The sequence below is a fragment of the Microbacterium sp. genome (assembly GCF_040394595.1).
Lineage (GTDB): Bacteria > Actinomycetota > Actinomycetes > Actinomycetales > Microbacteriaceae > Microbacterium.
The window spans coordinates 44,916-64,387 of record NZ_JBEBSA010000004.1 but is presented as its reverse complement, the minus strand read 5'-3'; the positions used below and the strand labels follow the sequence as shown (position 1 = coordinate 64,387).

Here is a 19,472-nt window from a genome sequence, read left to right as displayed (position 1 = left end):
CTCAGCGGCGGGCCTCCTCCATCAGCTCTCCGCGCCGACGGCCGCGCGACCACGCGCCGGCGGACTCGCTCGACAGCGCGAGCAATGCGAGGCACTGCAGAGAGGCCGAGAAGAGGGTGCCGTTGAAGCGCAGGGCCGCGGTGCCGTCGAGGTAGCTGATCGCGGTGGTGAGGATGTCGAGCACCAGCAGGATCATCAGCAGCAGACGCGCGCCCCGTCCCCGCCGCAGCACGAGCAGTGCGATGACGAGCTGCAGCACCGCGAGGACCAGCACGAACGCCAGCACGACGATGTAGGCGATCCGTCCCTCCTCGCCGCCCGCCGCGAGCAGCGCCGCGACCTCCTTGTCGAAGAGCAGGCTGAGCGACTCGAAGATCGCGCTGACGACCACCAGCACCACCGCGGCCACGACGGTCAGCGGCATGCGATCGATGATGTCGTGCGCGGTCGGACGGTCCGGCCCGGCCTCGGCCTCCTGCTCGCGCTCGTACTCCGCCTCGTCCACCGCGACGCCGGTGAGGTCGAGGATCGGCAGATCACCGTCGGTGACGAACCGGTCGCCGCCGCCGTTGCGCGAGTGATACCCGGTGGTGAAGTCGTGCAGCGTGCGCACGGTCGCGGTGGGAACGGCCTCACGCACTGAGGACACCACGTAGTCGCGCTCGATGTCGGTGTTCTCGTCGATGCGGTGGGTCACCTGCAGGGTGAAGAACGAGAGCCCGACGTCGGTGTCGTACGTGCCGGCGCCCATCCAGTCGGTGCGCGCCCCGCCCGGCAGGAGCCACCCGGGAGGCGTGTGCCAGAAGCGCACGTGGTGCCGCTGCTTGGGGTTGCCCTCGACCTCTTGCTGGTAGGCGACGTCGTGCCGGCGTCCGAAGAGCATCAGCGGCGACACCGGGGCGGTCGGATAGCTGCGCCGGGTGATCGTCGAGGTGATGATGCGCCAGGTCGAGGCCGCCGTGATCTCGTCTGCTCGGTGCCAGCCCGCCGCGATCATCGCCTCGTCGAGCTGCGCGGGGCTGCCGTCGACGCCGAGGTTGACCGGATCGCCGAGCAGTCCGTCGCCGGTCCTGGTGCGCCCGAAGAAGTAGTCCGGCACGTAGAGGTCGGAGAGCAGGCGGTGCAGGCGCGGCAGGGCGAGGTAGGCCGTGATCACCCAGACCGGGATCAGCACGAGGAAGGACCAGGGGTACCGGAAGCCCTGCATCCCGATCACCACCGCCAGCCAGATCGCCGAGATCGTGCCGACCAGGAAGGCGATCCGGTCGATCACGGTCGCGGTCGGCAGCGACTGCTGCATCCGGGGAGCCCACCGACGGCGCCCCGGCTCCTCCGGTGAGCGCGAGGTCATCCCTCCGCCTCCGCGGCGCCCTCGGCGCGGAACCCGGCGAGGATGCCCGCCCAGCGACGCAGGAACGCGGGCTCGTCGAGCCGCCGGCGGCGCATCCACGACGTCACCTCGTCGTTGCTCTTGCTCGCGTTGCAGGACCGGCAGGCCGGCACGACGTTCTCCAGCGTGTAGCGCCCTCCGCGGGAGATCGGCAGCACGCAGTCCTTCTGGAGCGCCGCGCCGTCGCCGCCGCAGTACGCGCAGCACCCCCAGGCATCCAGGATCCGCTGCCATTGCGCGGCGGTGAGGTCGCTCCCCGATGCGGCGACGCGGCGGGCCCGGCGGCGGGAGGCGCGGGCTCTGCGGGTCTGGCTCACGGGCATGCCCCGACGGTATCGCCGGGGCCGGCGCTTCCCCGCCCGCCGCGCGGATCGCCGCCGATCCGGTGATGCGCCGCACGGGGCACTCCCGCGGATCGGATAGGATGGTGAGGTTGTTCCTTGGTGACGTGTCCGAGCGGCCGAAGGAGCACGCTTGGAAAGCGTGTGTTGTGCAAGCAACCGAGGGTTCGAATCCCTCCGTCACCGCCAGATCGAAGGCCCCGCGCATGCGGGGCCTTCGTCATCTCCGGCTCATTCGAGCACCGCGATGACCGGCCTTCGCCAGCGCACGCCGAATTCACCGCCGACGTGGGTCGCGGTCAGCTCCCCCACCGGACACCGAAGAGGACGGACCCCTCCGGTCCGTCCAGCCGGTCGAAGCCGATCCGCTGGTAGAACGCCATCGCGCCGGGGTTCTCGAGGCTGGTGCCGAGGTGCAGACCGCGCACGCCCCGGCGACGCAGCTCGGCGAAGAGCGTGTCCACCAGTCGCCTCCCGAGCCCCTGGCCCTGCGTCTCCGGCAGGAGGTCGATGTGCAGATGCGCCGGGTACTCGGTGGCCACGGCCTCCTTGCCGGGGCCGCGGTTCGACGCGTAGCGGATGACCCCGGTCTGCCGATCGTTGTCCGGGGTCTCCGCGGGGTACTCCCCCGCCCTTCCCGGCCACCACGCGTCGCGGAACCACGTCTCGAAGGCGTCGGTGTCGTCGGTCGCGACGATGTAGCCGATCACGCGCCCGTCCTCCGACTCCACCACCCAGCACAGCCCCGGGTCGCGCTCGGCGTAGGGCACCGACCAGACGTCGCCCCAGAGCCGGTCGTCGGTGAGGATGCCGGTGGCGTCGCCGCCCGCGTCGGCGGTCCTCGCGCACACGTCGTACAGCGCCTCGCGGTCGGCGGGACGGTACGGGCGGATCACGGACATGGCGTTCTCTTTCGACGACGGACGATGCTCCCAGCGTAGCCAGCGCCACAGCACGGCGGCGACGAGAAGGCCCGCGGCCGCACCGGCGAGCGCGCCGCCGATCGTGTCTGTCAGCCAGTGCACGCTGAGCGCCGTGCGCGAGAGCGCCATGAGCACCGTCCACGCCCCGCCCGCGATCGCCACCCACGCCCTCGGGAGGACCAGCCAGAGCACGATGGCGATCGTCGCGGCATTGGCCGTATGCCCCGACGGGAATGAACCGTAGTCCGAGGCGACCAGCAGATCGGCAGGGCGGTCCCTGCCGAAGAGCTGCTTGAGCAGCTGCACGAACAGCGCGCTGCCGGCGAACGCCGCGATCGAGAACAGCGCCTCCCTCCAGCGCCTCAGCGCCAGGAGGGTCAGCGCGATGGCCGGCGGGATCACGAACACCGCGATCACTCCGCCGCCGATCGCGTCGAGCACGCGCGCTGCGTCGAGCACCAGCGGCTGCCGCCCCTGCACCATCAGCCTGTTCCAGGCCTCGTCGACCGGGTTCACGGTGCCGTGCAGCAGCGCCACGGCGAAGACGCCCAGCACGCCGGCGACCACGAGGAGCGCCGCTCCCGTGATCGCTGCGCGCCGCCTGGTCATCCGCCCATTCTCCCCGAAGCGCATGGGAGGCCCCTGCGCCGGGCCCCGCGGGTGGGCGCCGAGCGCGCGGAGGCGTCAGGGCGCGAGCATCCCGACGGTCCGCGGCCGCACCACGAACCACAGGGAGAGGATCGCGACCACCGCGCATCCGGCCATCACCGAGGCCATCGTCGTCGCCGTGATCCCGGCGTCCTTGGCGATCCAGCCGACGATCGGCGAGATGAGCGCGGCGACGGCGTTGTTGCTGGCGCCGAGGATCGACGCCGCGGTGCCGGCGGCCTTGCCGTGCCGGTCGAGCGCCAGCACCTGCACGCACGGGAAGCTGAAGCCGCACGACGTCATGAACAGGAACAGCGGCACCAGGGTGCCCCACAGGCCGAGGCCGAGCTGATCGCAGACGATGATCGCGACACCGGAGAGCAGCAGCGTCGCGGTCGACACGGCGAGCACCCACTGCGGCCCGAACCGGGCGGCGAGACGGGACGCCGTCTGCACCCCGGCCACGACGCCGACCGAGTTCGCCGCGAAGAGCAGCCCGTACTGCTGCGCGTCGAGCCCGTGCGTCTGCTGGAACAGGAACGGCGACGCGGCGAGGTAGGAGAAGAGCCCCGAGAAGGTCATCCCGCCGATGACGAGCACGCCGAGGAAGACCCGGTCGGTGAGCACGCTGCGGTAGCGCTCCCAGGCGGTCGTGGTGCCCCGCTCCTGCCGGCGCTCCCTCGGGAGCGTCTCGGGGATCAGCGCGATCGCGGCGACGAGCATCACGGCGCCGTAGCAGGCGAGCACCACGAAGATGCCGTGCCAGGACATGACGGTGAGCAGCCACGAGCCGATCAGCGGCGCGGCCACGGGGGCCACGCCCGAGACGAGCGCGAGGCGGGAGAGCATCACCACGAGCCGCCGCCCTCCGAACAGGTCGCGCACGATCGCCATCGCCACCACCCCGCCCGCCGCGGCTCCCACGCCCATGAGCACCCGGGCCCCGCCGAGCAGCACGAGGTTCGGCGCGAGGGCGGCCGCCACGCTCGCGAGCACGTGCACCCCGGTGACGACGATGAGCGGCACCCGGCGTCCGACCTTGTCGCTCAGCGGCCCGACGACGAGCTGACCGATCGCGAACCCGATCATCGTGCCCGTCAGGGTCAGCTGGATCATCGCCGCCGTCGTCTGGAAGTCCTCCTCCAACACGGGGAACGCGGGCAGGTAGAGGTCGATCGTGAACGGGCCGAGGGCCGTCAGCGCCCCGAGCAAGATGATGTAGAGCACCCTCCGCCCCGTCGCGATCGCGTCGCCCGGGTGCAGCATGATCGGCGCGGTCCGCGGGTCGGGGCCGAGCGTACGGATCGCGCCCGTGGACGACGACGTGCGGATGGTGTCGGTGATCGCGCGGATGCTGCCGGTCGGGGTGCGCAGGGAGGCGGTCTCGTCAGGGGTGTGTTCGGTCACGGCGTTTCCGGGGACGGGGGCGGCTCACGCCGAAACGATTCGACGAGGAATCCTCCATCGTATCCCCCGGCGTCGCCGTGCCGCATCCCGGATCAGCGCCCGGGCGGAGCGATCAGCGGGAGGCGATGCGGGCGAGGCCCTGCTCGAGATCCGCGATCAGGTCCGCGACGTCCTCGATGCCCACCGAGAGGCGCACCACGTTCTCGGGCACCGCGAGCGCCGTGCCGCGCACCGAGGCGTGGGTCATCTCGGGCGGGTAGCCGATGAGCGACTCGACGCCTCCCAGCGACTCCGCCAGCTGGAACAGCTCGGTGGACTCGGCGAAGGCGCGCGCCGCCTCGGGGCCTGCGGCCAGGCCCAGCGAGAGCATCCCGCCGAAGCCGCTCATCTGCCGCGCGGCGATCTCATGTCCGGGGTGCGAGGAGAGGCCCGGATGGTAGACCTCGCCGAACTCGGGGCGGTCGACGGCCCACTCTGCGATCGCGAGGGCGTTCTCGCTGTGGCGGCGCACCCGCACGTCGAGGGTCTTGATGCCACGGGTGGTCAGCCAGGCGTCGAGCGGCGCCGAGACCGCGCCGACGGCGAACTGCTGGAAGGTCACCGGCTCGACGAACCGGTCGTCGCCGAAGACCACCGCGCCCCCGAGCACGTCGGAATGGCCGCCGAGGTACTTGGTGGTCGAGTGCACCACGAGGTCGGCGCCGAGCGACAGCGGCTGCTGCAGGGCGGGCGACGCGAAGGTGTTGTCCACCACGACGGCCGCGCCTGCGGCGTGCGCGATCTCGGCGACGGCGGCGATGTCGACGATCTTCAGCAGCGGGTTGCTGGGGGTCTCGACCCACACGATCTTCGTCTCGGGCCGCAGCGCCGCGCGCACGGCGTCGAGGTCGGAGAGCTCAGCGGTCGTCGTGGCGATCCCCCACGGCGCCAGCACCGTCGTGAGCAGGCGGTAGGTGCCACCGTACACGTCGTTGCCGAGCAGCACGTGGTCGCCGGGCCTCAGGATTCCGCGCAGCAGCGCGTCCTCCGCGGCGAGCCCCGACGCGAACGACAGCGCGGCGACGCCGCCCTCCAGCGCGGCGAGCTGGGTCTGGAGGGAGTCCCGCGTGGGGTTGCCCGCCCGGTTGTACTCGTAGCCGCCCCGGAAGCCGCCGATGCCGTCCTGCACGTGCGTGGACGACTGGTAGATCGGCGGGATGATCGCCCCGGTCACCGGGTCGGCCTGCTGCCCGGAATGGATGGCGCGGGTGGCGAAGGCGCGGTCACTCATGGTCTCTCCTCGATCGGCGGTGTTCTCACGCTACGCCCGCCCCGATGGCGGCCGGGCATCCTGTTACGTCCCGCGTCAGGCCTCGAAGCCGTGGCCGCGCATCCACTCGTCGTCGAAGATCTTCGCGAGATAGCCGCGCCCGCCGTCGGGCAGCAGCACGACCATCACCGCCTCGGACGGCAGCCCGCGGGCCACGCGCAGCGCGCCCGCCACCGCCATGCCGCTCGATCCGCCGACGAGCAGCCCCTCCTCGCGCGCCAGCCGGCGGGTCATCGCGAACGACTCCGCGTCGCCGACGCGCTCGATCCGGTGCGGCACCGACGGATCGTAGGTGCCGGGCCACATGTCCTCCCCGACGCCCTCGACGAAGTAGGAGTGCACGGGGCCGCCCGAGTAGATGCTCCCCTCCGGGTCGACGCCCACGATCTGCACCCGTTCTCCGGAGACCTCCCGCAGATACCGCCCGGTTCCGGTGATCGTCCCGCCTGTGCCGATGCCCGCCGCGAAGTGGGTGATCGCGCCGTCGGTGTCGCGCCAGATCTCCGGACCGGTCGTCTCGTAGTGGCTGCGCGGGCCGTTCGGGTTGTCGTACTGGTTGGGCTTGAACGCCCCGGGGATCTCCCGCACCAGCCGATCGCTGACGCTGTAGTACGATTCGGGGCTGTCCGGCTCGACGGCCGTCGGCGTCACGACGACCTCGGCGCCGTAGGCGCGCAGTACGTCGATCTTGTCGGCGCCCACCTTGTCCGGCACCACGAAGACGCACCGGTAGCCGCGCTGCTGGGCGACGAGCGCCAGCCCGACGCCGGTGTTGCCGCTGGTCGGCTCCACGATCGTCCCACCGGGACGCAGGGCTCCGGAGGCCTCGGCGGCGTCGATGATCCGGCCCGCGATCCGATCCTTCGAGGAGCCGCCGGGGTTCAGGTACTCGAGCTTCGCGAGCACCGTGCACGCGACGCCCTCGGTCACCCGGCCGAGCTTGAGCAGGGGCGTGCCGCCGACGAGGTCGACGATGGAGTCCGCGTATCGCATGTGCCCAGGCTACGTTCACGGATGCCGGATGCCGAGGTGTGTTTCGACATCCGGCATCCGGCTCCCCCGGCCTCGGTCAGCCCTTCGTCGCGCCGGCGAGCAGCCCGCGCACGAAGAACCGCTGGAGAGAGAAGAACACGATCAGCGGGACGATGATCGAGATGAACGCGCCCGCGGACTGCAGGAACCAGCGGTCGCCCCACGATCCCGACAGCGAGTTCAGCGTCTGCGTCAGAGGCAGCGAGGACGACGGCGCGAAGATCGTCGCCACCAGCAGATCGTTCCACACCCAGAGGAACTGGAAGATCCCGAAGGACGCGATCGCCGGCATCGCCAGCGGGAGGATGATGCGGAAGAACGTCTGTCCGTGCCCGGCGCCGTCCACGCGCGCCGCCTCGACGATCTCGCTCGGGATCTCGGCGATGAAGTTGTGCAGCATGAAGATCGCCAGCGGCAGGGCGAAGATCGCGTGCGCGATCCACACCGTCGCGAAGCTGTGGTCCACATCGCGCAGCCCGAAGCCCGGGAAGATCGTCACGTCGCCGATCGTCAGGCCCTTCGAGAACAGCGTCAGCAGCGGCACGAGGGCCATCTGGATCGGCACGATCTGCAGGGCGAAGACGAACACGAAGGTCGCGCTGCGCCCCTTGAACGGGATCCAGGCGAACGCGTAGGCGGCGAGCGAGGCGATCGTGATCGGGATCACCGTCGCCGGGATCGTGATCGCGAGCGAGTTGATGAACGACTGCCCCAGCGTCAGCGCCGTGCCGCCCGAGGTGAGCGCCTGGAAGTAGTTGTCCAGCGTGAAGCTCGGGTTGACGAACACCGTCCACCATCCGGTCGACTGCACGTCGGCGCCCGGCCGGAAGGAGGTGACGAAGAGGCCGAACGTCGGGATGGTCCAGACGATCGCGATGATCGCGGCGGCCAGGGTGGCCCCGCGCGAGGTGAGGCGCTTCTGCGCGGTCTTCTCGTGGCGACGGGTGTCGCGCTCGACCTGACGCGCGGTGCGGTTGTCCGTCACGACGGCTTGGGTGGCGGACATCAGCGGATCTCCCTCTGCTTGCGCATCTGCCGGGCGTTGTAGACGATCAGCGGCAGCACGAAGATGAACAGCACCACGGCGAGCGCCGAGGAGTGCCCGTAGCTCTGGAACCTCTGCTGCTGGTTGACCATCTCGAAGCCCAGCACGGTCGTGTTCGAACGACCACCGGTCATCACCGCCACGATGTCGTACACCTTCAAGGACGCGATCGTGATGGTCGTCAGCACGACGACCAGCGACGTCCGGATGCCCGGGACGGTGACGTTCGTGAACCGCTGCCAGGCGTTCGCCCCGTCGAGCGAGGCGGCCTCCATCTGCTCGGGCGGCAGTCCCTTGATCGCCGCCGAGAGGATCACCATCGCGAAGCCGGTCTGCGTCCAGATGAAGACGAGCAGCAGGCAGATGGTGTTGATCAGCGGCTGCGCGTCGAGCCATCCGACGGGCTTCCCGCCGAGCCACGTGATGATCGCGTTCAGCAGTCCGATCTGGTCGCCCTGCCGGTAGTCGTAGACGAACTTCCAGATGATGCCGGCGCCGACGAACGAGATCGCGACGGGCATGAACACCAGCACCTTCAGCAGCTTCTCACCGCGCGCCCTGTCGATGAACACCGCATAGGCGAGACCGATGATCGTGGAGACGGTCGGGGCGATCAGCGCCCAGATCAGGGTGTTGATCACCGACCAGAAGCCGTCGGGGTTGGTGAAGGTCCAGACGTAGTTGTCCAGGCCGACGAAGTTCTTCCCCGTCTTGTCGAAGAACGACTTCGCGAACGTCGAGATCGCCGGGACGATCAGGCCGATCATCAGCATGATCACGGCAGGGGCCATGAACAGCACCAGCTGGAAGAAGTAGCCGGCGCCCTCCCGGGCGCGGTAGTCGGCGTAGAACAGCAGTCCACCGGCGATCAGCGCGATCGCGACGACGTACAGCACCGCGTTCTGATACGGCCGGAGCAGCATGAACGCGAGCACGGGGATCACGAAGCTGGCGACCAGCCGGATCCACATGTACGGCTTGCCGTGCCGCGGCGCGTACTCGATGAGCAGCAGCAGCACCGCCACCACGACCGCGAACACGACCAGCACGATCGGGATCTGCAGCAGCGGATGGAGCCCGCCCAGCCAGACGAAGAAGCTGTTCAGCGAGAAGCCGAGCGTGGTGGGCGCGGCATCCGGATTCGGCGTGCTCACGAAGAGCAGCGCGAGCACCAGGGCGATGAGCACCACCGCCCCGGCGAGCAGCACCCACCGGGTGGCGGACCGCGACGGCGGCGCACCGGCGCCGGGCGCCTGCGCGGCCGCGCGGGTCAGCGGCGGTTCCAGATCGGAAGAAGTCGACATCGATGTCCCTCCCCGAGGAGTCGACTCGCGGTGGGTGCACCCTCAGGCGCACCCACCGCGAATGGGCGGATCAGTTCTGGTAGCCGGCCTGGATGGCTTCCAGCACCTTGTCGGTCGGCGTGCCGTCGATCCAGCTCACCATGCCCTTCCAGAAGGAACCGGAGCCGACGGTGGCCGGCATCAGGTCGGAGGCGTCGAAGCGCATCACGGTGTTCTTGTCCTGCAGCACCTTCATCGCATCGGTGAGGAACTCGCTCGAGGCGAGGCTCGGGTCGGCGCCGCGGTTGGCCGAGATCACGCCGCCGAGCTTGACGCGAGCGTCCGCGAACTCAGGGGTGGACATGTACTCGACGACCTTCTTCGTCGCCTCGTCGTCCGAGAACCGCGTGACGAACTCGCCCGCGCCCTCGACCATCTGCTCGCCCTCCTTCATGCCCGGGAGCAGGAACGCGTAGACGTCGCCGTCCGGGGCGATCTTCGGGGTCTCACCCGACTTCGTCTTCACGGTGAGGAAGTTCGCGCTCAGGAACGAGGCCTGGTGGGTCAGCGCGCAGGAGCCGTCCGCGACCTTCGCGGCGACATCGCCGAACGCGGTCGAGTTGATGCTCTTCACGTCGCCGAACCCGGCGTTGACGTACTTCGGGTCGAGCAGGATCTTGCCCGTCTCGTCGAACGCGGTCTTGATCTGCGGGTCGGTGAACTTCACGTCGCCGGCCACCCACTTGTCGTAGACGTCCGGGCCGGCGGTGCGCAGCACCATGTCCTCGATCCAGTCGGTGCCGGGCCAGCCCGACGCCGCGTCGGACGCGAAGCCGGCGCACCAGGGCGCCTGTCCGCTCTTCTCCTGGATGGTCTTGGTGAGGGTGAGCAGCTCGTCCCAGGTCTTCGGGACCTCGACGCCCCACTCCTTGAACTTCGCGGGCTGGTACCAGACGTAGCCCTTCACGTTGCCGAGCATCGGGGCCGCGTAGAAGTCGCCGCCGTCGGACCCGTAGGTCTTCCAGTCCTTGCCCCAGTACTTGTCCACGTTGGACGAGACGGTGTCGGTGCCCTTCTTGACCTCGCCCGTCTCGATGAGCGACTTCAGCAGGCCCGGCTGGGGGACGATCGCGATGTCGGGGGCCGAGCCGCCCTGCACCTTCGTGACGATGTTGCCCTCGAACGCCTTGTCGCCCGTGTAGACGACCTTGATGCCGGTGTCCTTGGTGAACTGATCGAACGTCTTGTTCAGAGCGTCGGCCTCGGTGCCCGTGATGCCGCCGGCGATCTTCACCGTGGCACCCTTTCCGTCGGTCGAGCCGCCGCCTCCGGGCGACGACTCCGCGCACCCGGCCAGGATCAGCGTTGCGGCGCCGACCAGGGCCAGGGGAGCGAGCAGACGGTGTCGCTGTGACAATGCCATGTGGATTCTCCTCTTCGAGTGCTGGCCCTGTGCTGCAACCTTGCGGCATTCACTCAGGAACCGATTCCAGGCCCAACCTACTGGGCTGAGAGCTCCCGACACAATGGGCCACGGTCACAACTGAGCAACCATTGAGGTTTGGGTTCACCCGTGCGTGGGAGCGCTCCCATAGCCTGAGGCATGGAACCGGTTCCCTTCAAGCCCGGTTTCGCGGTACTGTGACGCGGGAACGTGTCCGACCGGAGGACCCCATGAGCACGATCGCCGACGTCGCCGCCCGCGCAGGGGTCTCCAAGGCGACCGCGAGCCGCGCTCTCTCCGGGCACGGATACGTGTCGGAGGAGACCCGGGACCGGGTGCGGAGCGCGGCCGAGGAGCTGTCGTACGTCGCGCACTCCTCGGCGATGAGCCTCGCGACGGGGCGCAGCCTGTCCGTCGGGGTGATCATGCCGTCGCTGGACCGCTGGTTCTTCGCCGAGCTCCTCGCCGGCGTGCAGGAGGGGCTGTTCGCCGAGGGGTACGACCTCGTGCTCTACGGCATCAGGGAGGGCTCGGCGGAGCGGGCGCGGCTGTTCGAGCGGATCCTCCCCCGCCGCCGCTTCGACGGGATCATCGCGGTGGGGATCCAGCCCAGCGCGCACGAGCTCGAGCGGCTGCTGCGGGTGGAGTCGCCCGTGGTCAGCATCGGCGCATACAGCGAGGGGACCAGCGCGGTCTCGATCGACGACTTCGCCGCCGCGCGGATCGCGACCGAGCACCTCATCGACCTCGGGCATCGCGACATCGTGTTCCTCGGCGGACAGCCGGATGCGGCGACCCATGCGGTCGGCGACCGGCGGCGGCTCGACGGCTACCTCGCGGCGATGGCCGCCGCGGGGCTGGACGACCGGGCCCAGCATGCGGCGGGAGCCCCCACCATGCCCGGCGGCTACGAGGCCGCGGTGCGCGCGCTCGGCGATCGGCGGCAGCGCCCCAGCGCGTTCGTGGGCGTGTGCGACGAGGCGGCGATCGGGGGCGTGGTGGCGGCACGGCGCCTCGGCATCGCGGTCGCGGCCGAGCTGAGCGTCGTGGGCATCGACGATCACCAGCACGCGGAGATGTTCTCGCTGACGACGATGCGCCAGCAGCCCCGGCTGCAGGGCTCGGAGGCGGTGCGGCTGCTGCGGGCGAGGATGGACGATCCCGCCGCCCCGCCCGAGCAGATCGTGTTGCCGTCGGAGCTCGTCGTGCGCTCCTCGACCGCGAACGCCCGCTAGGAAGAGGCCCGGGGACACGGAAAGGCCCCGGGCGGACCCGGGGCCTTTCTGAAAGCTGCAGGATGCCGTGTCAGCGTGCGATGCGCGCCGACGCGGCCCGGCTCACTTGAGGGTGACCGAAGCGCCGGCCTCCTCCAGGGCAGCCTTGGCGGCCTCGGCGGCCTCCTTGTTGGCACCCTCGAGAACGGGCTTCGGGGCACCATCGACGAGAGCCTTCGCCTCGCCGAGGCCCAGCGAGGTGAGCTCGCGGACCGTCTTGATGACCTGGATCTTCTTGTCGCCGGCAGCCTCGAGGATGACGTCGAACGAGTCCTTCTCCTCCTCGGCCTCGGCACCGGCGGCGCCGCCAGCGGCACCCGCGACGGCGACCGGAGCAGCGGCGGTGACCTCGAACTTCTCCTCGAACGCCTTGACGAAGTCGTTGAGCTCGACGAGGGTCAGGCCGGCGAACTGCTCGAGCAGCTCCTCAGTGGTGAGCTTAGCCATGATGTATCTCCTAGATAGATGGGGTTTGTAGACGAGATCGCAGGTCGCTTACGCGGCCTCTGCGGTCTCCAGCTTTTCGCGAAGAGCGTCGATGGTGGCGGCAGCCTTGCCCATCGTCGCCTTCATCATGCCCGCAGCCTTCGCCAGCAGAACCTCGCGGCTCTCGAGCGCGGCGTACTTGTTGACCTCGTCCGCGGTGAGGGCGTTGCCCTCGAAGATGCCGGCCTTGATCACGAGAAGCGGGTTGGCCTTGGCGAAGTCACGCAGAGCCTTGGCGGTGGCGACGAAGTCACCGTGCACGAACGCGACGGCGGACGGCCCCTTGAGGTCGTCGTCCAGCGCGCTGATCCCCGCGTTGTTCGCGGCGATCTTGGTCAGCGTGTTCTTCACCACGGCGTACTCAGCGTCCTGACGGATGCTGTTGCGCAGCTCCTTGAGCTGGGCAACCGTCAGACCGCGGTACTCGGTCAGCAGAACGGCGTTCGAGTCCTCGAATGACTTCGTGAGCTCGGCGACCGATGCATCCTTCTGCGCCATGGTCACTCCTTGATGTGTACGAGACGCCCCACGGCGGTGGGGCATCGGCCTGGACCGGCCCGGTCGCTCTCGGCATCCGGGCAAGAAAAAAGCTCCGGCGCAAGCGACGGAGCGGAATCCGGGATCCGGATCTCATTCAGGTCACCTGCGCGGGCCCCTGCTTGTCGCAGAGCTTCGATCGCCTCACGCTCGCGCGCATGACGATGACCAGCGGTCTTCGGTTGCCTCCACTCTACGCGACGCCTCCCCATCCCCCAAATCGGCGCCCGGGGGCGGAGGACCTTCCCAACCCGGTGCGATCCCACCCAACCGGTACGTTGCCCGCGCAAACTTCCGGACGCCTCGGCGGGAACATACCGGGGCGGAGGACCTTCCCAACCCGGTGCGATCCCACCCACCAGGTGCGATCCCACCCAACCAGGTGCGATCCCACCCACCCGATACGTTGCCCGCGCGAACATCCAGCCGTCCCGGCGGGAACGTACCGGGGCGGGGGCAACGCAGACCCAGAACCGGCCCGAGGCCGACAAGCCCCGCGAGAGCGTCACCCTCGCGGGGGACGCACGCCGAACTCGGCCAGCCGCTCGGCGAGCGCCTCCGGGGTGCGGATGTGGGCGGCCTCCCAGCGGACGAAACGCCGCCCCGTCACACCACGCACCGTGTCCTCACGGCGCTTCTCGTCCAGGACGACCTGCTCGACCGTGCGTCCGGAGCGGAGCGCGGCGTGGAGATACTTCCCCTCGCCGTCGAACTCGCCGAAGGCGCCCGCCTCCTCCAGATCGAAGTCGATCCAGTAGCTCTGCCCCCGCGACAGGACGACCGGCACCTGGAGCCCGATGCGACGAAAGCCCAGCCGATGCAGTTGAAGCCTGCTCACGCTCTCCCCTGGCAGCTGAGCGCGTCCGTCGGCGAAGGCGATGATGCGGCGCGCCTGACGCACCCCGCGGGCCCGGGATCCGTGCGCCCGACGACCGAGCTCCTCCCGCCACTCCTCGGCGAGCGCTTCGTCCTGGCGCTGCCCCGTCACCGCGACCGCGCGAAGAGCCGCATCGGCGCCGGCCACCGCCGCCTCCGCGCTGAGCTTCCTGGCGAGGTCGAACACGGTGCGGTGCAGAGAGGTGCAGCGCATCCCGTCGATCTCGGCGACGTCGTCGTCGGCCAGCTCCGTCTCGTGCCGGAGGACATCCCTGGTGCTGCGCGAACGACCCCGCGTCTCGGCGACGTGCACCCGCCGGGGCGCGGTGCGATAGAGGGGAAGGCCCCAGAGCACGCCCGCGGAAGTGCCGCAGAACACGGGCGCGGAGCCGGTCGCGTCGTGTTGCACGGCGAGCACGCGCAAGAGGTGCCGGCCCTCCGGCCAGAGCACCTGCCAGTCGGTCGCCGCCGCATACCAGCCGCGACGCACGCGCACGAGCTCACCGCGCTCCACGCGGAGACGGATCTCCCGCTCGGCCACACCCCGGTCGAGCAGGCCGCTCCGCGAGAGCAGCATCCTCCGGGCTTCGTCCAGCTCGATCGCGCGTCGCATCCGCTCATCCTGGCGCCCGATCGGATGTCCCGCGACGCCGTCATCCCCGAACGGTGCAGACCGCCCGAATCCGATGCCCTGGGCACGTCAAGTCCAGCCCCATCCGTCCTGTGCGATCCCGCCGACCCTGCATGTTGCGTGCGCAGATTTCCGACCGGGTCGACGCGAACATACCGGGGCGACGCGAACATACCGGGGCGACGCGAACACACCGGGTCGACGCGAACACACCGGCCCGGCGGCAGAGCGCCCCGGCAACTCCAGAGGCTCAGTCGGACAGCGCCAGGGCCCGATACATGTCGCGCTCGCGGAGGGCGTCGCGGCGACTGGGCGCTGCGGGGGCGAGCGCGGGCGGGACGTTGCCCGTCGTGCGGTGATAGAGCTCGTCGATCAGCCTCGTGGCGAGGGAGACCAGCCGCTCGATCTCACGATCGTCCCGCTCGATCCACACCGACTTCGGCTCGTCGTGCACGGGCTGGAAGTCGTCGTGCTCCTCCCAGACGAACAGGGTGCGCTCGGCGCCGAGCACGTGCTGCTGCCACCAGACCTGCCGCAGATAGGTGCGCGGGATACTGCGCCACGACTTGTTGGTGGTCTTGATCTCGGCGAGCGTCACCCGCCCGCCGGTGTCCTGGGCGATGCCGTCGGGCGTGGCCAGATGCCTCTTCTCCACCTCGGCGCAGAACAGCGCGGAGGATGGCAGGATGCCGTGGGTCGCGGCGACCCACGCGGCGATCTCCGGCTCACGGCGTCGGCCGTGGTCGGTGTAGGCATTGCCCCCGAACCGCGGCCCGGCGCCGAGCTTGGCGTCCGCGGCACGCGTGATGGACCCCTCCCCCGAGAGGCCGGCGACATCGGTCGCGGTGATCCCGCGGGCCCGCGCGCGCAGCCAGGCGACCCGGTCGCGGGAGTCCGCGACGATGCGGGCCTGCAGTTCGGGAGTCACCCTTCGACCCTACGCCCGGCCTCCGACCCGCCCTCCCTCCCACGCCGCCTCATCCCGAAAGGCGGAGTTAGTTGACGAATATCAACCAATTCCTCTATGGTGGACGATTGTCAATCACTACGGGAGATCATGAACAACGCCACGATGTCGCACCGCCAGGTGCTCGAAGCCCTTTCCGGCCTGCTGCTGGGCATGTTCGTCTCGATGCTCTCCGGCACGGTCGTCTCGACCTCGCTGCCGGTCATCGTGCACGACCTCGGCGGCGATCAGGCCGCCTTCACCTGGGTGGTCACCTCGACCCTCCTCACGACCGCGATCGCCACCCCGATCTGGGGCAAGCTCTCCGACCTCTTCAACCGCAAGGTGCTCATCCAGCTCGCCCTGGTGATCTTCGTCGGAGCCACCGCCGCGGCGGGCTTCTCGCAGGACGCGGGCATGCTGATCGCGTTCCGCGCGGTGCAGGGTATCGGCGCCGGCGGCCTCGCCGCGCTCAGCCAGGTGATCATGGCCGACATCATCAGCCCCCGCGAGCGCGGGCGCTACATGGGCCTCTTCGGCGCCGTGATGGCGCTGGCCACCGTCGGCGGCCCACTGCTCGGCGGCTTCCTCACCGACGTCGCCAACTGGCGCTGGAACTTCTACGTCGCGATCCCGTTCGCGATCGCCGCGCTCATCATCCTGCAGATCACCCTCAAGCCCGCTCCTCCGACGCGCGACCGCGTGCGGATCGACTACTTCGGCATCGTGCTGCTCGCCACCTCCGTCTCGCTGCTGCTCATCTGGGTCACCAGCGCCGGCGACAGCGCGAGCTCGTGGTTCGGCTGGTGGAGCTGGCAGACCGCGGTGATGCTCGGCGGCGCCGTGCTCGCCGGCATCCTGTTCGTGGTCGTCGAACTGCGCTCGGCCGAGCCGCTCGTCCCGCTCACGATGTTCCGCAACCGCACCTTCACCCTCTCCGTGCTCGCCTCGATCGCGATCGGCATCGCGATGTTCGGCACCTCCGTGTTCCTCAGCCAGTACATGCAGATGGCGCGCGGCGCGACCCCGACCCAGGCCGGGCTGATGACGCTGCCGATGATCGGCGGCCTGCTGATCGCCTCGGTGGTCGTCGGAAACCTGATCAGCCGCTACGGCCGATGGAAGGGCTTCGTGGTCACCGGCACCGTGCTCACCGGCGTCGGCGCCGCGCTCCTGTCGACCCTGCACTACGACACGAACTTCTTCCTCGTCTCGGTCTACATGCTGCTCATGGGCGCCGGCGTCGGCATGACGATGCAGAACCTCGTGCTCATCGTGCAGAACACCGCCCGCCCGGAGGACCTGGGCGCCGCGAGCTCTGGGGTCACGTTCTTCCGCAGCCTCGGCGGCACGATCGGCGTCTCCGTGATGGGCGCCGCCCTCGCCTCGCAGGTGAGCACCCTGTTCGTCGACCGTCAGGCCGACATCGGCAAGGCCCTCGCCTCGCTCGGCAAGAAGGGCGCCGAGATCGGGGCGCAGTTCCAGACGGGCACGCTCCCCGAGGTCTCGAAGCTGCCCGACGTGGTGCGCGTGATCGTCGAGGACATCTACGCTCAGGGCATCGCGGCCTCGTTCCTGATCGCCGTGCCGTTCGCGGTGCTGAGCTTCATCGCCGTGCTGTTCCTGCCGAACGTGTCGCTCACCCGCATGACCACCCGTGAGCGCCTGCAGGCCTCCGAGGCCGATCTCGCCACCTACTCCGCCGAAGGCGGCATGGAGGCGGTGCCGGCCACCGGCCCGGTCCCCACGCAGGCTCCGCAGAGCAGGCGCAGCCGCCGAGATGGCTGACAGGGTTCCGCCGCGGCCGGACGATCGGGAGCAGGCGATGCACGCTCTCGAGAACGAGTTCGCCACGCTGTTCGCCCAGGTGCGCCGCATGTACCTCGAGTACGCGGCGCGCCTGGCGCCCGGCCTCTCCCCCGGCGCGTACAAGCTGTTCAGCATGGTCGTCTCGTGCGAGAGGGTGCGCCCGTCGGAGCTCTCCGAGCGCATGACCGCGGACAAGTCGCAGGTGAGCAGGATGCTGCGCGAGCTCGAGGCCCACGGCCTGATCGAGCGCATGCCCGACCCCGAGGACGGCCGCTCGAGCCTCCTCACCGCCACCGACGAGGGGAAGCGCCGGCTCGCCGAGGTGCGTGCGGCGGACGAGCGACGGCTGCGTCACTCGCTCAGCTCGTGGCAGATCGACGACATCGACAACCTCACCCGCCTCCTGCACGCCCTCTCCAGCGGCGAGACCCCCTGAGACCGACCGCGGCGCCGACCCGACGTGGCGCCGCGGGGCTCAGAGCGGCGCGAGCACGCGCGACGCCTCGTCCGCCACCTCCGCCGCGAGGGCATCCAGCAGCGGCGAGCGCAGGCTCCACTGCTGCCAGTGCAGCGGCACCCTGGTCGACGGGCCGCCCAGGTCGACCAGCCCCGACACGCCCTGGGGCACCGGGATGAGGCCCCAACCCAGGCCGATCCGCACGGCCTGGGCGAAGTCGTGCGAGGCGGGGACGTAGTGCCGGGGCACCGCCCAGGAGTCCACCCCGTGCGCACGCAGCCAGTCGTGCTGCAGCGCGTCGCGGCGGTCGAAGTCCACGAACGGCGCCCGCTCCAGCGCCTCCGCGGTGACGCCGCCGGGGAACCACCGCGCGACGAAGGCCTCGGTCGCCATCGGCCGGTACTCCAGCACGCCCAGCCCGCTCACGCGGCATCCTCCGACCGCTGCGGACTCCGAGGTCACGGCGGCCATGACGTCGCCCGACTCGAGCAGTCGCGCGGTGTAGTTCTGATCGTCGCGGTGCAGGTCGACGTCGATGTCGTGTGCCGCGGCGACACGGGCCAGCGGCGCGAGGAACCAGGTCGCCATCGAGTCGGCGTTCACGGCGAGCGGGATCCGTAACCGCGGCCCGCGCTCCCCCTCTCCGGCGAGGCCGAAGGCGGTGACAGTGTCGTGCTCGAGGAGCGCGATCTGCCGGGCGAGCCGCACCAGCGCCTCCCCCGCCTCCGTCGCCCTCGCGGGCTTCGAGCGCACGACGACCACGCGCCCCAGCTGCTGCTCGAGCGTCTTGATGCGCTGGCTCACCGCGGAGGGCGTCACGTGCAGCCGGCGAGCCGCCGCGTCGAAGCTGCCCTCGTCGATCACGGCCGCGACGGTGGCGGCGAGCTGGGCGTCGATCTTCACATGAGCGATGCTAATGCGCCAGTAGAAATGTTCGCTGGTTTTCATGATGGTCCGCTCTTAGCGTTGTCCCGTGCTCACCGTGCTCTCCGGCCTCGGCCTCGGCCTGTCCCTCATCATCGCGATCGGGGCGCAGAACGTCTTCGTGCTCCGCCAGGGGCTCCGGCGCGAGCACGTGCTGCCCGTGGTCCTCATCTGCGCGTCCTCCGACGCCGTGCTCATCGTCGCGGGGGTCGCCGGACTCGGGTTCCTCGTCGAACGAGCCCCGTGGCTGGTCGTCGTCGCCCGCTGGGCCGGGGCGGTCTTCCTCATCGCCTACGGACTGCTGGCCGCCCGTCGGGCCTGGCGCGGCGGAGGCGACGTCCTCGCGGTCGAGGACCGGGACGCCGCGGGGACCGCAGCGGGATCCGGCACGACCACCGTCACCCGCACCCGCCTCGCACCGGTGATCGCGACGGTGCTGGCCCTGACCTGGCTGAACCCGCACGTGTACCTCGACACCGTGCTGATGCTGGGATCGGTCGCTGCAACGCACGGCGACGGGCGGTGGCCGTTCGCCGCCGGCGCGATCCTCGCGAGCGGGATCTGGTTCACCGCACTGGGCTTCGGCGCCCGCTACCTCGGCCGCTGGCTGCGCACCCCTCGCGCCTGGCGCATCCTCGACGCCGGCATCGCCGCGGTGATGATCTTGCTCGGGATCAACCTCGTGCTGCCCGTGCTGCTCCCCTGACGCC

17 protein-coding genes, 1 tRNA gene and 1 pseudogene are annotated in these 19,472 nt (G+C 70.2%); 5 read left to right on the top strand and 14 right to left on the bottom strand.

Annotated features, from left to right (window positions below; translation table 11 throughout):
* Position 1: 1 nt before the first annotated feature.
* Together ABWO84_RS07135 and ABWO84_RS07130 are read right to left on the bottom strand one after the other, a co-directional pair.
* Positions 2–1,351 carry an LssY C-terminal domain-containing protein gene (locus ABWO84_RS07135; protein ID WP_353113825.1) on the bottom strand — a complete coding sequence of 450 codons (1,350 nt, stop codon included), beginning with the start codon at positions 1,349–1,351 and terminating at the stop codon, positions 2–4.
* The gene (locus tag ABWO84_RS07130) at positions 1,348–1,713 is read right to left on the bottom strand and encodes an HNH endonuclease (RefSeq protein WP_353113824.1); all 366 of its coding nucleotides are present in this window, start codon (positions 1,711–1,713) and stop codon (positions 1,348–1,350) included. Before ABWO84_RS07130 ends, ABWO84_RS07135 begins: the two co-directional genes overlap by 4 nt.
* 119 nt (positions 1,714–1,832) lie before the next feature.
* Here ABWO84_RS07130 and ABWO84_RS07125 point away from each other — a divergent pair.
* Positions 1,833–1,920 (top strand) — tRNA-Ser (locus ABWO84_RS07125).
* A gap of 110 nt (positions 1,921–2,030) precedes the next feature.
* Here the strand turns inward: ABWO84_RS07125 and ABWO84_RS07120 are convergent.
* The 7 genes and pseudogenes from ABWO84_RS07120 to ABWO84_RS07090 all read right to left on the bottom strand — a co-directional run bounded on the left by ABWO84_RS07120 (position 2,031) and on the right by ABWO84_RS07090 (position 10,801).
* Positions 2,031–3,263: a GNAT family N-acetyltransferase gene (locus ABWO84_RS07120; RefSeq protein WP_353113823.1), complete on the bottom strand. Its 1,233-nt coding sequence runs from the start codon at positions 3,261–3,263 to the stop codon at positions 2,031–2,033.
* A gap of 75 nt (positions 3,264–3,338) precedes the next feature.
* Positions 3,339–4,568, bottom strand: coding sequence for a multidrug effflux MFS transporter (locus tag ABWO84_RS07115; RefSeq protein ID WP_353113998.1), 1,230 nt, complete (start codon positions 4,566–4,568; stop codon positions 3,339–3,341).
* Positions 4,569–4,821: 253 nt separating this feature from the next.
* Entirely contained in the window at positions 4,822–5,979 is a 1,158-nt protein-coding gene (locus ABWO84_RS07110; RefSeq protein WP_353113822.1) for a cystathionine gamma-synthase, read from the bottom strand.
* A gap of 84 nt (positions 5,980–6,063) precedes the next feature.
* A pseudogene (locus ABWO84_RS07105) lies at positions 6,064–7,011 on the bottom strand (pyridoxal-phosphate dependent enzyme); the annotation flags it as partial.
* A 76-nt stretch (positions 7,012–7,087) separates the two neighbouring features.
* Positions 7,088–8,056, bottom strand: a complete 969-nt coding sequence (locus ABWO84_RS07100; RefSeq protein WP_353113821.1) for a carbohydrate ABC transporter permease — start codon at positions 8,054–8,056, stop codon at positions 7,088–7,090.
* Entirely contained in the window at positions 8,056–9,399 is a 1,344-nt protein-coding gene (locus ABWO84_RS07095; RefSeq protein WP_353113820.1) for a carbohydrate ABC transporter permease, read from the bottom strand. The genes ABWO84_RS07100 and ABWO84_RS07095 overlap by 1 nt, the downstream gene beginning before the upstream one ends.
* Positions 9,400–9,469: 70 nt before the next feature.
* Entirely contained in the window at positions 9,470–10,801 is a 1,332-nt protein-coding gene (locus tag ABWO84_RS07090; RefSeq protein ID WP_353113819.1) for an ABC transporter substrate-binding protein, read from the bottom strand.
* A 251-nt stretch (positions 10,802–11,052) separates the two neighbouring features.
* Here ABWO84_RS07090 and ABWO84_RS07085 point away from each other — a divergent pair, with 251 nt between their 5' ends.
* Complete coding sequence (locus ABWO84_RS07085) at positions 11,053–12,057, top strand: LacI family DNA-binding transcriptional regulator (protein WP_353113818.1); 1,005 nt, start codon at positions 11,053–11,055, stop codon at positions 12,055–12,057.
* A gap of 102 nt (positions 12,058–12,159) precedes the next feature.
* On the opposite strand, the gene rplL is transcribed toward ABWO84_RS07085, so the two are convergent.
* The 4 genes from rplL to ABWO84_RS07065 all read right to left on the bottom strand — a co-directional run bounded on the left by rplL (position 12,160) and on the right by ABWO84_RS07065 (position 15,554).
* On the bottom strand, positions 12,160–12,543 hold the full coding sequence (gene rplL / locus ABWO84_RS07080; RefSeq protein WP_353113817.1) for a 50S ribosomal protein L7/L12: 384 nt from the start codon (positions 12,541–12,543) through the stop codon (positions 12,160–12,162).
* A 48-nt stretch (positions 12,544–12,591) separates the two neighbouring features.
* A complete protein-coding gene (rplJ, locus tag ABWO84_RS07075) occupies positions 12,592–13,080 on the bottom strand; it encodes a 50S ribosomal protein L10 (protein WP_353113816.1) in 489 nt (162 codons plus the stop codon).
* A gap of 544 nt (positions 13,081–13,624) precedes the next feature.
* Positions 13,625–14,608 carry a hypothetical protein gene (locus ABWO84_RS07070; protein ID WP_353113815.1) on the bottom strand — a complete coding sequence of 328 codons (984 nt, stop codon included), beginning with the start codon at positions 14,606–14,608 and terminating at the stop codon, positions 13,625–13,627.
* A gap of 268 nt (positions 14,609–14,876) precedes the next feature.
* Positions 14,877–15,554: a YqaJ viral recombinase family protein gene (locus ABWO84_RS07065; protein WP_353113814.1), complete on the bottom strand. Its 678-nt coding sequence runs from the start codon at positions 15,552–15,554 to the stop codon at positions 14,877–14,879.
* Positions 15,555–15,683: 129 nt separating this feature from the next.
* Here ABWO84_RS07065 and ABWO84_RS07060 point away from each other — a divergent pair, with 129 nt between their 5' ends.
* Positions 15,684–17,360: an MDR family MFS transporter gene (locus ABWO84_RS07060; protein ID WP_353113813.1), complete on the top strand. Its 1,677-nt coding sequence runs from the start codon at positions 15,684–15,686 to the stop codon at positions 17,358–17,360.
* Positions 17,361–17,397: 37 nt separating this feature from the next.
* Positions 17,398–17,817 carry a MarR family winged helix-turn-helix transcriptional regulator gene (locus ABWO84_RS07055; RefSeq protein ID WP_353113812.1) on the top strand — a complete coding sequence of 140 codons (420 nt, stop codon included), beginning with the start codon at positions 17,398–17,400 and terminating at the stop codon, positions 17,815–17,817.
* Positions 17,818–17,856: 39 nt separating this feature from the next.
* Here the strand turns inward: ABWO84_RS07055 and ABWO84_RS07050 are convergent, their stop codons facing one another.
* Positions 17,857–18,741, bottom strand: a complete 885-nt coding sequence (locus ABWO84_RS07050; RefSeq protein ID WP_353113811.1) for a LysR family transcriptional regulator ArgP — start codon at positions 18,739–18,741, stop codon at positions 17,857–17,859.
* A gap of 70 nt (positions 18,742–18,811) precedes the next feature.
* Between ABWO84_RS07050 and ABWO84_RS07045 the strand changes: the two genes are divergently transcribed.
* Positions 18,812–19,468 (top strand): LysE/ArgO family amino acid transporter, encoded by a 657-nt coding sequence (locus ABWO84_RS07045; RefSeq protein WP_353113810.1) that lies wholly within the window; start codon positions 18,812–18,814, stop codon positions 19,466–19,468.
* Positions 19,469–19,472 lie beyond the last annotated feature (4 nt).